This is a genomic window from Halomonas sp. C10-5, from assembly GCF_057169305.1.
In genome coordinates this window covers 12,429-24,887 of sequence record NZ_CP175665.1, presented here as the reverse complement: position 1 = coordinate 24,887, position 12,459 = coordinate 12,429, and the positions used below count along the sequence as shown (strand labels likewise).

General features: G+C 57.3%; 10 protein-coding genes. 5 read left to right on the top strand and 5 right to left on the bottom strand.

Annotated elements, in window-relative coordinates:
• Positions 1–20 precede the first annotated feature (20 nt).
• Entirely contained in the window at positions 21–770 is a 750-nt protein-coding gene (locus ACJ7IV_RS00095) for a glycosyltransferase family 2 protein (protein WP_483865254.1), read from the bottom strand.
• A gap of 78 nt (positions 771–848) precedes the next feature.
• On the opposite strand from ACJ7IV_RS00095, the gene ACJ7IV_RS00090 reads away from it, so the two are divergent.
• Positions 849–1,892: a glycosyltransferase family 4 protein gene (locus tag ACJ7IV_RS00090; protein ID WP_483865253.1), complete on the top strand. Its 1,044-nt coding sequence runs from the start codon at positions 849–851 to the stop codon at positions 1,890–1,892.
• Positions 1,893–1,904: 12 nt separating this feature from the next.
• Positions 1,905–2,858, top strand: coding sequence for a glycosyl transferase family 90 (locus ACJ7IV_RS00085; protein ID WP_483865252.1), 954 nt, complete (start codon positions 1,905–1,907; stop codon positions 2,856–2,858).
• Positions 2,859–3,208: 350 nt separating this feature from the next.
• Here the strand turns inward: ACJ7IV_RS00085 and ACJ7IV_RS00080 are convergent, their stop codons facing one another.
• Complete coding sequence (locus ACJ7IV_RS00080) at positions 3,209–3,940, bottom strand: glycosyltransferase family 25 protein (RefSeq protein WP_483865251.1); 732 nt, start codon at positions 3,938–3,940, stop codon at positions 3,209–3,211.
• Between the two features lie 194 nt (positions 3,941–4,134).
• Positions 4,135–4,770, bottom strand: coding sequence for a hypothetical protein (locus ACJ7IV_RS00075; protein WP_483865250.1), 636 nt, complete (start codon positions 4,768–4,770; stop codon positions 4,135–4,137).
• Between the two features lie 784 nt (positions 4,771–5,554).
• On the opposite strand from ACJ7IV_RS00075, the gene ACJ7IV_RS00070 reads away from it, so the two are divergent.
• The gene (locus ACJ7IV_RS00070; RefSeq protein ID WP_483865249.1) at positions 5,555–7,237 is read left to right on the top strand and encodes a sulfatase-like hydrolase/transferase; all 1,683 of its coding nucleotides are present in this window, start codon (positions 5,555–5,557) and stop codon (positions 7,235–7,237) included.
• A gap of 5 nt (positions 7,238–7,242) precedes the next feature.
• Here ACJ7IV_RS00070 and waaF read toward each other — a convergent pair whose 3' ends face one another.
• Together waaF and rfaD are read right to left on the bottom strand one after the other, a co-directional pair.
• Positions 7,243–8,298: a lipopolysaccharide heptosyltransferase II gene (gene waaF, locus ACJ7IV_RS00065; protein ID WP_483865248.1), complete on the bottom strand. Its 1,056-nt coding sequence runs from the start codon at positions 8,296–8,298 to the stop codon at positions 7,243–7,245.
• Positions 8,291–9,247: an ADP-glyceromanno-heptose 6-epimerase gene (gene rfaD, locus ACJ7IV_RS00060; protein WP_161431759.1), complete on the bottom strand. Its 957-nt coding sequence runs from the start codon at positions 9,245–9,247 to the stop codon at positions 8,291–8,293. The genes waaF and rfaD overlap by 8 nt, the downstream gene beginning before the upstream one ends.
• Before the next feature lie 100 nt (positions 9,248–9,347).
• Between rfaD and glyQ the strand changes: the two genes are divergently transcribed.
• Together glyQ and glyS are read left to right on the top strand one after the other, a co-directional pair.
• The gene (gene glyQ / locus ACJ7IV_RS00055; RefSeq protein ID WP_213311698.1) at positions 9,348–10,322 is read left to right on the top strand and encodes a glycine--tRNA ligase subunit alpha; all 975 of its coding nucleotides are present in this window, start codon (positions 9,348–9,350) and stop codon (positions 10,320–10,322) included.
• A gap of 2 nt (positions 10,323–10,324) precedes the next feature.
• Positions 10,325–12,391, top strand: a complete 2,067-nt coding sequence (glyS, locus tag ACJ7IV_RS00050; RefSeq protein ID WP_483865247.1) for a glycine--tRNA ligase subunit beta — start codon at positions 10,325–10,327, stop codon at positions 12,389–12,391.
• Positions 12,392–12,459 lie beyond the last annotated feature (68 nt).

Below are 12,459 nucleotides of genomic sequence, written 5' to 3'. Positions count from 1 at the left end.
ATAAAACGGCCAAGGATAATTCATATATCGCGAACGCGGCGTTTCATGTATTTCCAGAACACCCCATTGGAATTTGCAACAGAAATGACCAACCCGCGCCACCCGTCGAGAAAGCCACGTTGCAAGAAGTAGGTACGAAAGAAGGCGAAAGCAGCTTTCAACACGATAACCCCCGAGGGGTAGGCTCGCAACTTGTCCGAACGTGCACGAATACCAGAATAATTATTAATCTTGTCCAGAAATTGGCCAAGTTCGGTAACCGCCAAATGTTCGAGGCATCCGTCCAGGCGCACGACCTGCGTAGCTGGATTGACTGTTACCGACTCGTGCACCATGGCATCATTGAAGTTGTGACGGCGACGATGGAACACGCGTACCAGCCAGTCATTGCCCCAGCCAGAGTGTCGCACCGGCTTACCCAGCAGCCAGTTTTCACGCAGCACCTCGACCACCTGATCGGGGCCAGCAGTGGGCAGCCAGCCGGCCAGCGACTCAAGCCAGCGAATGCTAGGCGCCTCATCGGCGTCCAGCGATAGAATCCAGTCATTGCAGGCAAGCGATACCGCATGGCGCTTGGTGGGGCCAAAGCCAAAAAACTCACCCTGGTGAAGTGATACGTTAGCGTAACGACGGGCAATCTCGAGAGTCTTATCGGTGGACCCGTTGTCGTAAACCACCACTTCTCCCAGGGCCTCGAGCGAATCGAGGGTGCGGGCCAGGGTTGCCGCCGCGTTGCGGGTAATGATCACGGCACTCAGCTCAGAGAGCATGTAAAACCGTCCTGCCAGAATAGACTGCGAATGCTACTATAGCCGCCATTATCCCCACAAATTTTCTACGAGGCGGCCTTGCACATCATCCACGCCAATCTGGCCCGAGGGTTTCGCGGCGGCGAGCGGCAAACGGTGTTGCTGATCCAGGCGCTGGCCGACAGGGCAGAGATATCATTCCAGACGCTAGTGTGCCGGCCAGACTCGCCCCTGCGCACAGAACTGGCCACAACGCCCGGGGTGCGATTTGTCAGCGCTCGCCATCAGCTGGCTGGGCATTGGCAGGCGAAGCGAGCCACCTTGGTCCATGCCCACGACGCGAAGGCGGTACATTGGGCTTGGCTGCATCGCAGACTGACGGGCACCCCTTACCTCATTACCAGGCGAGTGGATACCCCAGTCAAACGTAAACTCAGCAATCGGATGTTTTACCGGAATGCTTACCGCTGCGTGGCGCTATCCCGGGTCATCGCCGCGAATATACAGCCACTAACCCCGCATCCAGTGGTGCAGATTCCTAGCGCGTTTACTCCCTTGACCCCGGCCCCCGAAATGGCACGCGCTTTCCGCGGACGCTATCCCGGGCGTTTTCTGGTTGGACACGCTGGTGCTCTGGTGGACCGGCACAAGGGGCAGCGCGTGCTACTCGATGCCGCCCGTCGGTTACAGCACTCGCAACCCGATATGCTGTTCGTGTTTTTCGGCAAGGGAGAGGACGAAGCTGTACTAAAGGAGGAAAGCAGGACACTGCAGAACGTCATCTGGGCTGGCTTCCAACCCGATATCGGCCATTACCTCCCGGCTCTGGACGTATTCGCTTTTCCGTCACGCAATGAAGGGCTTGGGTCAGTGTTGCTGGATGCCATGCTTGCCGGAGTACCTGTGGTAGCCAGCCAGACGGGTGGCATCCCTGATATTGTCCACCACGGCGAAACGGGGCTATTGTTTCCGCCCGGTGACGGTGAGGCTCTCGCCCGACAGCTTGTGCGACTTCGCGATAACGCATTACGCCAGGCGCTTGCGCATAATGCCACTGAACACTTGGCTGAATACACACCAGAGGCCATGGCCAACTCCTACATGGCCCTTTACTCCTCGCTTACCCGACACCGTATTGATTAGGTGCCATCGCCCATGAAGAGCGGAAAAATCGCCTACCGTGCACACAAGTTCATGTTCTATACCACAGGTCTTCTTGGCTCTTTAGTCCCAAGGAGTTTTTTCCGGCGTCAGCTCAAACCTTTGTTGTCCGAATTTGACAAACTTTCCTCGGCCGAACAAAAAGCCATCATGGAACGCGTGGAGTATTACAATAAACTTGATTTTTCAACAGAGCTTTCCAGCGAAGCTGTCAGAAATAAAAGCTTCAGAATACGCGCAAAAAAATCGACGTATCACCTCGACTTTTATAAAGTTGCAAGATACTTCCCAGAAAGCAGCGTATATCACTACCGATTTGGCGACAAGACTTTTGTTCCCGATGAACCCACGTTTGTAAAAAGCAGACCTATTAGCGATAATAATAATTCAGTACTACTTAAGCTCGACAGTGTCCGACATTTCTACACGGTAAACGACCCTTATAGTTACAAAAACAAAAAGGACATCCTAGTGTGGCGGGGAGCGGCACATCAGCCCCACCGGCAACACTTTCTAGCACAGTGCCACGATATGGACCTCTGCGATGTCGGCGCCACCGACAATAAGGTGGAAACGACCGCATATCGCAAGCCATTCATGTCCATTGAGCAACAGCTTGAGCACAAATTCATCTTCAGTATTGAAGGAAACGACGTCGCCACCAATCTGAAGTGGATCATGGCGTCTAACTCACTTTGCTTCATGAAGCAACCGACTTATGAAACCTGGTTTATGGAAGGCACCCTTGTTCCCGGACATCACTACGTGGAAGTCAGCGATGACTTATCTGACATTAAGGAAAAGATTGACTACTATCGGGCGCACCCTGAAGAGGCCTTAAACATCATTAACAATGCCAACAGCTACATTAAGAAATTCTATGATCACCGACGTGAGAGGTTGATTTCGCTACTAGTATTTGAGCGATATCTCTCCCAAACATCATAATCTATATAACGCCCACAACAAACTAAGGAAGAGCATGCTGACCTTACCCACCTTGGTGGGCTCCGATTAAGCGATCATATAAGCCTCAAATGCCTCTGGGCTGACCTAAAGCTGTGCCGGCACAGCCGGCTATAGTCAATCTCACTGTACCCGACGCAGGATGACGCTGCCTAAATCTCTGTGCGAATCTTCTGTACCATCTCGGCCTGACCATGTAGTCTAATGTCCATCAACTTACTTCCGGACAAATTATTAAATAGGCTCCTTGACAGCTAGCAAGGTATACAAGCGACTTAATCATCCAGCACCTTAAATTTTAAACCCCTATAAAAATAGAGTTTTTTATTATTTCAAGCGTCTTCAGGTATCATATGCCGCATCACAAACTTTATATACCTCCGATACCTAAAGTCATCTACGTACCTCCTGACCTTCCTCAAAAGCCTATCCACCTTGTTGTTTTTATACACATCTTCCATAGTCTTTCGATCACCTTGGATATTAGTGTCAAACTTACCTTCATGATTTATTATTTGATATGACAGACCAATAGGAGCAACGCCATGCTTCCATGGCATTCCTAGGTAATGGTCAACCGGCATGTATACTTTTTTTAATCCCGATAACAGTTTAAAAGCACCTACTGGAGACAAATAGTAGCCAACAGCTCCAGATCTATTCTTAGTATTCACCATGAAGTTTTCGTCTATATCAAAACCACCACTCCTTTTTTCCAGTTTTACATAATCAAAGCCCGAAGATCCCACGATATCTAGCTTGTTATAAAAATCAGAGAGAAGTGTAAAGTCATCTTCTAGCACAATAACTGGCTCATCCAAACTAACACACCGCAGCCATACACCTATATGGGAAGAAAAACATCCCTTTTCCCCTGGCACCAATGAGTATGAACGGTATTTTTTTGCCTTTTTTTCATCATAAACTCCTTCAAACCATTTAGGAATGGTTCCTGCCTCATATGCATCAAAAAAGTCCCACGCATACGGACTCTTTTCCAAAGCAGAAGAAACGGCTTCTCGGCGCTGAACATCTGAAGCTCTAGAAATAACAAAAATTCTCACAAAACCCCCAATGGCAAATTATATTATATGCTTAGCGCTACTGCTAAATCAGTAATCCGCGCGACACTTAAATAATTAATTTTAATATTCAGCCCACACCCTACAATAACCTTAACATTAAAAACCTCGTCTTACTTGAAACCAACCAAAATCCCGAAATTCCTCTAAGAGTGTTTTCTCCAAACGGTATCACATCAACCACTTTTTTTGCCTTTATTCTCATGAATTTTAAAATCAACCACCGGTTTTTGTATGCCACAAAAGTTGAGCAAACTCTTCACACCTTCTTCTGAATCAAACACACTTATATCATATATCTTCACATTGGAGTATGTTCTTGAAAGTCTTTCAGCCTCTTCATAGTAATAATCATAATACATAGAAAGTGCCTCTCTCAATGAAAGGCTCCTTCCCATATCAGGATGGAGGCGGTCCCACTTGGGATCTTTTATATACCTATGGCTTGACGACCAGTGATTTCTACTACTAATCTTACCCCTAAAAGCACAAGAAATATCATAAAGAATGCCACGCTTACACCTAACCTTATTTATGAAGCTATTGACAACCTCATCTTTATTTCTAATCAGGCAAGGAAAAACAACATCTTGGCTACTACTAATTATAGTCTCTACATATGGCAGATAATAGCTAGCCACATCACCCACAACTTCTAATCTTTCTGATGAAATATACTTTCCCAAAGGTTTTCCACGCTCTGGTGAGTTTAAATCCACTGCCAATCCTCTTCTACTTTGCCCTTTATAAATAGCACTAGTAAAATCATCTAAAATTGAAATTACTGTATGCTCCGTACCTTCCCACGCCATACATGAGGGGTTAACCTCATGGAAGCATACGCTATTAGGTTGCATATTTATTAGCGACTGCAACGTCTTGGTTCCGCAACGTCCACTACCTAAACCAAATACAATACTCATACTCGACCTTAACCATGTGGGAAATAAAGCTACAATGTTTTATATAGCCTGCTAATATTTTACCGAAGACTTGTCAATTGCATTTAAAAACGGCCCTAAAAAATTAAACTATTTACAATCGAAGATTTACATAACTACTACCTGAGTAAAGTCTCATTCTAGATTGTTCACGGATTCAAAATTCATAGCTTAATTTATAGATTAACAAGATTGCTCCCTGAACAACGCCCTAACAGAATTTCTATTTTCAAATGCCCTCTACACTTCTCTATTAATATAACAAACTCCTGAGCATCACTCCTAAATATCATCTAAATTCAATGTAGCTGAATATCGAAATCACGCCATTCATTCAGGAGGGGTAAACAAACCATAAAACCTCGATTTTTATCAAAAGACTTAATTCCATAAAGTGAAAAATAGAGCACGGAGTGAAGTGGAAAAACTCGCTAACATTTATCTTATTCGATCCGATACCTCTCATAATAAGACAAATTTACCTGAGCGCACCACGCACAACCTAATGGTGTAGCGCTATAATAGTCATCGCCAACCCTAATGCCAATGCCATATTCTGTACGTACATGACGGCATATGCAGCCACTAGTCTCCCAGACGATGCTGGTGGATGCACCTACGATGACCGCAACCCATTTTTCTATCGAAGATGCTCATGCAACTCCGCACAAACTCGAACAGGCTCAAACATCCCCGCTGGTGGGCCCTGCTAGTGATCGGGCTCTGCCTTGGCTACGCCATCGTCACCGTGGCGGTGCTGCCGATATGGAGCCTGGTGCCCATAGCCGGCGCCTGGCTCGGCCTGGGCTGGCTGCTGCGTTGGGGGGAGCCGGCGAGTCCCAGGCCACCAGTCAGGGTCTGGCCCTGGTCTCTGGTGCCACTCTGCCTGTGGGGCGTTTACGTCTATCTGGCCGAGAGCTTCGGCATCGTCGAGATCGGGGCGATCTTCTTCCACCTGCAGGCCGGCATCGCCGAGCACGGCGGTAGCGGCCGCCTGCTGGCGGCGGTGCTCTATACCCTGACGATGCTGGCCCTGCTGGCTGCATTCACCTGGTTGGCACGCCGCGACCATCGCTGGCGACTCGCGGATCGCCTGCTGGCACTGGTGCTGGTGGCCAGCAACCCGCTGTTCTACAGCATGGGGCAACGCAGTGCGGCCATCGTCACCGATGACGGGGCCTGGCTGGACCGCCGCTACGTGGCTCCCATGATCGAACAGGCGCCGACAGACCCTCCCAACCTGCTGCTGCTCTACCTGGAGAGCATCGAGCGCACCTATGCCGATCGCGAGCGCTTCGGGGATGCCTATGCCTTCCTCGATGCCCTGGGTCGGCGCGGCCATGTCTTCGAGGGTGTACGCCAGCTGGAGAATACCGGCTGGACCATGGCCGGCATGATCGCCAGCCAGTGCGGCACCCCGCTGATGCCGGCGGGGCTGCTCCACGACAACCAGTTCGAGCCGCTGGGCCGTGTGGTGCCCGGCATTCGTTGCCTGGGCGATGTACTGGATGAGCAGGGCTACCGACTCAGCTTCCTGGGCGGGGCCAGCACCGAGTTTGCCGGCAAGGGCATCTTCTACGAGGACCACGGGGTCGATAAGGTCATGGGCCGGGCGGAGCTCGAGCCGCGCCTGGAGGACCCGGAGTACGTCAACGATTGGGGACTCTTTGATGACAGCCTCTATGACTTCACCGTCGAGGAGATTCGCCGTCTGGAAGCCGAAGACGCAAGCCCCTGGGGCGTGATCAACCTGAGCATCACCGGTCACGCGCCCAACGGCTATCCGGCCCAGGCCTGCCTGAAGCGCCAGGGCGAGTTCGACGGCGAGGATATCCTCTACTCGGTGGAGTGCTCGGCCTGGCTCGCCTTCGATCTGATCGACCGACTCGAGCACGAAGGACTGCTCGAGAATACCCTGGTCGTGATCGCCAGCGACCACCTGACGATGCGCGTATCGGCCTGGGAGCAACTGATCGCAGGCGAGCGTGACAACACCTTCATGCTGCTGGGCGAGGGGATCGAGGCCGGTGCCCGCAGCCAACGCGAGGCCGCCAGCATCGACCTCTTTCCTACCATCCTGGAGGCCATGGGCTTCACCATCGAGGACCACCGGGCGGGGCTGGGGGCTTCCCTGCTCTCCGCGGAGCCGACCCTGGTGGAGCAGCACGGCCTGGCCGACCTGTCGGCCCGCATGCACGAGGAGACGGCCCTGCAACAGCGCCTGTGGGAAGGCCTGGTACCCGATGGCAGTGAGCAGGAGAACGGGCAGGCTGCCCCCCGGCAGGTCCTGGAGGCACCCGGGAATGGGGCCGAGGAAGCGACCCCGGCCATGCAGTAGCCGGTTCAGGCCTTGGCGATGGTCGCACGTACTGCGAGGATCGCCTGGAGCAGGCGCTGCGGGGTGATTTCCGTCAGGCAACGGGTATGGCCCAGCGGGCAGACGCGCTCGAAGCAGGGCGAGCACTCCACGGCCAGGTAGTGGATCTCGGCGTTGTCGGTCAGCGGCGGCGTGTAGGCCGGCGAGGAGGAGCCATAGATCGCCTGCACCCGGGTCCCTACCGCCGCCGCCACATGCATCAGGCCCGAGTCGTTGGTGACCACCTGCTCGCAGTCAGCCAGCAGGTCCACGGCATCGGCCAGCCGTGTCCTGCCGCACAGGTTATGGGCGCCCTCCAGGCCCTCGGCAATGGTATCTCCCGCCTCGACGTCCTTGGGCCCACCCAGTACGCGCACTTCGAAGCCATCGGCCACCAGGCGCTCGGCCAGGGCACGGAAGTGCTCCAGCGGCCACTGCTTGGCGGGGCCGTACTCGGCCCCGGGCATCATGCCGATGGTCGGGCCCGAGGAGAGGCCCAGTCGCTTGCGCAGACCGACCTGGTTGGCCGCATCCACCTCCAGCCGGGGCTGGGGTATCGCGAAGCTGCCCGTGGCCGCTTCATCGGCGGCCAGCCCCAGGGAGACGAAACGCTTCACCGTCTGGTCGAGCACGCGCTTGTCGAGACGGCGACGCTGGTTGAGCAGCCCAAAGCGCTGCTCACCGTGAAAGCCGACGCGGTGGGGAATGCCCGCCAGGAAGGGCACCAGCGCCGACTTCCAGGAGCGCGGCAGCACGATGGCCCGGTCGAAGCGACCGCGCAGCCCACGCGCCACCTCACGGCGGACGGACCAGCCAAACTGGCCATGGGCCACGTCCAGGGCGATCGCCTCATCCACCTCGGGCATGCGCTCGAGGATCGGCAGCGACCAGCCCGGCGCCACCACCGCGAGGGTACCGCCGGGATGGCGAGCGCGCAGCGTCATCAGCAGGCTCTGGGCCATCACCATGTCGCCGACCCAGGAGGGGCCGACCACCAGGATGCGCTCACCGCCTTCCCCGCCCTGCGCGGCCGAATCAACCATTCAGCCACTCCAGGTAGTCGCGCACACCCTCGGCCACGGTGCGGAATTCGCGGTCATAACCGGCCTCGCGCAGTCGCGAGATATCGGCCCGGGTGTAGCTCTGGTAGCGCCCCTTCAGCTCTTCGGGAAAGTCGATGTACTCGATGGCCCCTCGGCCGTAGTAATCGATCACCGCCTCTCCGATGGCCTTGAAGGGCTCGGCGCGTCCGCTGCCCAGGTTAAAGATGCCGGACTCTTCGGGGTGGTCGAGGAACCAGAGGTTCACGTCCACGACGTCCCCCACGTAGACGAAGTCGCGGCTCTGCATGCCCGCCTCGTAACCATCCCAGGCACCGAACAGCTTGACGTCCTGACCGGCGCTGATCTGGGTATGATGGTGATAGGCAACGCTGGCCATCTTGCCCTTGTGCTGCTCCCTGGGGCCGTAGACGTTGAAGTAGCGGAAGCCTACTACCTGGCTGCGGAACGCATCATGGTGGGCTCGCACGTACTGGTCGAACAGCAGCTTGGAGTAGCCGTAGACGTTGAGCGGCTTCTCGTGCTCCGGTGCCTCCATGAACACCTCGCTGCCGCCGTAGGTGGCCGCCGAGGAGGCGTAGAGGAAGGGAATACCGCGCTGCTGGCAGAAGTGCAGCAGCACCTTGGAGTACTCGAAGTTGTTGTCGAGCATGAAGCGGCCATCCCACTCGGTGGTATCCGAGCAGGCCCCCTCATGGAAGATCGCCTCGATCTTCGGCAACTGCGAGTGCTCGCCGCGCAGCTCGGCCTCCACCCGGCGGCGGAAGTCGTCCTTGTCCAGGTAGTCGCCGAGGGTGCAGTCGGCCAGGTTGACGAACTTGGTTCCGTCGCGCAGGTCGTCGACCACCATCACGTCCTGGTGGCCGCGCTGATTGAGTGCCTTGACCAGATTCGAGCCGATGAAGCCGGCTCCGCCTGTCACTACGATCATGGATGAGAATCCTCTGTCTCGGGGCGTGCGCCTATAACCGATCTCCCCGTGATTGTATACTTGACGCCCTGTGAATTCATGGCCAACGGTGCTTTTCCCAATGACACTCTCGACACCTACGTCGACCTCGGCCCCCGGGTCGGCGGCAGACGTCTCGACCTTTCAGGGGTTGATCCTGGCCCTCCAGCAGTACTGGGCCGAACAGGGCTGCGTGGTGATGCAGCCGCTGGACATGGAGGTAGGTGCCGGCACCTTCCATCCGTCGACCTTCCTGCGCTCCATCGGCCCCGAGACCTGGAACGCCGCCTACGTGCAGCCCTCGCGCCGCCCTACCGACGGCCGCTATGGAGAGAACCCCAACCGCCTGCAGCACTACTACCAGTTCCAGGTGGTGATGAAACCCTCCCCCGCCGAGTTCCAGGAGCTCTACCTCGGCTCCCTCAAGCGCCTGGGCCTCGACCCGCTGGTCCATGACATCCGCTTCGTCGAGGACAACTGGGAGTCTCCTACCCTGGGCGCCTGGGGGCTGGGCTGGGAAGTCTGGCTCAACGGCATGGAGGTGACCCAGTTCACCTACTTCCAGCAGGCCGGTGGCATCGAGTGCTACCCCGTGACCGGCGAGCTGACCTACGGCCTCGAGCGGATCGCCATGTATCTGCAGGACGTGGACAGCGTCTACGATCTGGTATGGACCATTGCCCCAGATGGCTCCCGGGTCACCTACGGCGACGTCTACCTGCAGAATGAGCGTGAGCAGTCCGCCTACAACTTCGAGCACGCCGACGTCGACTTCCTGTTCGGTGCCTTCGACCAGCAGGAGCGCGACTGCTCTCGCCTGCTCGAGGCCAACCTGCCGCTGCCCGCCTATGAACAGGTACTCAAGGCCTCCCACACCTTCAACCTGCTCGACGCCCGTCACGCCATCTCGGTGACCGAACGCCAGCGCTACATCCTGCGCGTACGCACCATGGCACGTGACGTGGCCCACGCCTATTTCGAGTCGCGCAAGGCCGCCGGCTTCCCGCTGGCTCCCGAGGCGCTGCGCCGCGAACTGCTTGAACAGGGAGACACTTGAGCATGGCTGCCAACACCCTACTGGTTGAACTGGGCGTCGAGGAACTTCCCCCGAACGCCATCGACACCCTCTCCGACGCCCTGGCCGAGGGCCTGCATCGCGGCCTGCGTGACGCCGATGTCGCCCATGGCGAGGTGTATGCCTACGCCACCCCCCGCCGACTGGCGGTGCGCATCGAGGCGCTGGCCGACAAGCAGCCCGATCGCGAGGTGGAGAAGCGTGGCCCGGCACTGGCGGCCGCCTTCAAGGATGGCCAGCCCACCAAAGCCGCCGAGGGCTTCGCCCGCTCCTGCGGCGTCGGTGTGGATCAGCTGATCCACCTGGAAACCGACAAGGGCACCTGGCTCGGTTACCGTGAACAGCAGCAGGGCGAGAGCATCGCCGCCCTGCTGCCAGCCATCCTGCAGAAGGCCATCGATTCCCTGCCGGTTCCCAAGAACATGCGCTGGGGCGCCTCGCGGGTGGAATTTTCCCGCCCGGTACACTGGCTGGTCGTGCTCTACGGCAACCAGATCATCGATGCCGAGGCGCTGGGCCTCGCGGCCGGTCGCACCACCTACGGCCATCGTTTCCATGCTCCCGAGGCCATCGAACTGGCGCATGCAGACGACTACCTCTCCAGCCTGGAGCAGGCCTGGGTGCTGGCCGACCGCGAGGTGCGCCGCGAGCGCATCCGAGAGCAGGTGCTCTCCGAGGCCGAGGTCCAGGAAGCCAGCGCGGTGATCGACGAAGCTCTGCTGGTCGAGGTCAGCGGTCTGGTCGAGTGGCCAGTGGCACTCACCGGCAGCTTCGATGAACGCTTCCTCGAGGTGCCCGCCGAGTGCCTGATCTCCTCGATGAAGGCGAACCAGAAGTACTTCCACCTGCTCGACGACCAGGGCCGCCTCAAGCCGCTGTTCATCACCATCTCCAACATCGACAGCAGCGACCCTTCGCGGGTCATCGAAGGCAACGAGAAGGTGATCCGTCCGCGCCTGGCCGATGCCGTCTTCTTCTACGACACCGATCGCAAGCGCAGCCTGGCCTCGCGCACCGCTGAGCTCGCCGGTGTGGTCTTCCAGAAACAGCTCGGCACCCTCGCCGACAAGGCGCACCGCAGCGCCGCGGTAGCTGCCTTCATCGCCGGCCAGATCGACGGTGAGGCCAGCCATGCACGCCGCGCCGCCGAACTGGCGAAGTGCGACCTGGTCACCGAGATGGTGCTCGAGTTCCCCGAGCTGCAGGGCACCATGGGGCGCTACTATGCCACCCAGGATGGCGAGCCCGCCGAAGTCGCCCAGGCCATGGAGGAGCAGTACCTACCGCGCTTCGCCAGCGATGCCATTCCGCAGAGCCGTACCGGCCAGGCGCTGGCCCTCGCCGACCGCCTCGACACCCTGACCGGGATCTTCGGTATCGGCGCCCGCCCCACCGGCACCAAGGATCCCTTCGCGCTGCGGCGTGCCGCCATCGGTGTCCTCAACATCCTGATCAAGGGTGAGCTCGACCTCGACCTGCGCGAACTGCTCGACCTGGCCGCGGCCCAGCATCAGGAGCTTCCCTACGCCGAGAAGCTGGTGGATGAAGTGCTGGACTACATGCTCGACCGCTTCCGCGCCTGGGGACATGACGAGGGGATCTCTACCGAGGCCTACCTGGCGGTGCGCGCTCGTCCGGTAACGCGCCCGCTGGATTTCGCCCGCCGCCTGCGCGCGGTACAGGCCTTCACAGGTCGTGAGGAGGCGGCTGCCCTCGCCGCCGCCAACAAGCGTGTCTCCAACATCCTCGCCAAGCAGGCAGATGAGGTGGGCAGCGCCGTGGATGCCTCCCTGCTCCAGGATGCTACCGAGACGTCACTGCATGACGCGGTAAATAGCCTGCGCAACAGCGTCACGCCGCTGCTCGGTAAGGCGCGCTACCAGGAAGCGTTGGACGCCCTGGCCGGCCTGCGTGAACCAGTAGACGCTTTCTTCGACCAGGTCATGGTCATGACCGACGACCAGGCCGTGCGTAGCAACCGCCTCGCCCTGCTGGCCGACCTGCGTGGGTTGTTCCTGGAGGTGGCCGATATCGCCCAGCTTCAACAGTAGAAGTCATTGAGCAATATCACTGAGGCCAAGGCCGGCAGCACATGCTGCCGGCCTTTTTCATGCCTGGT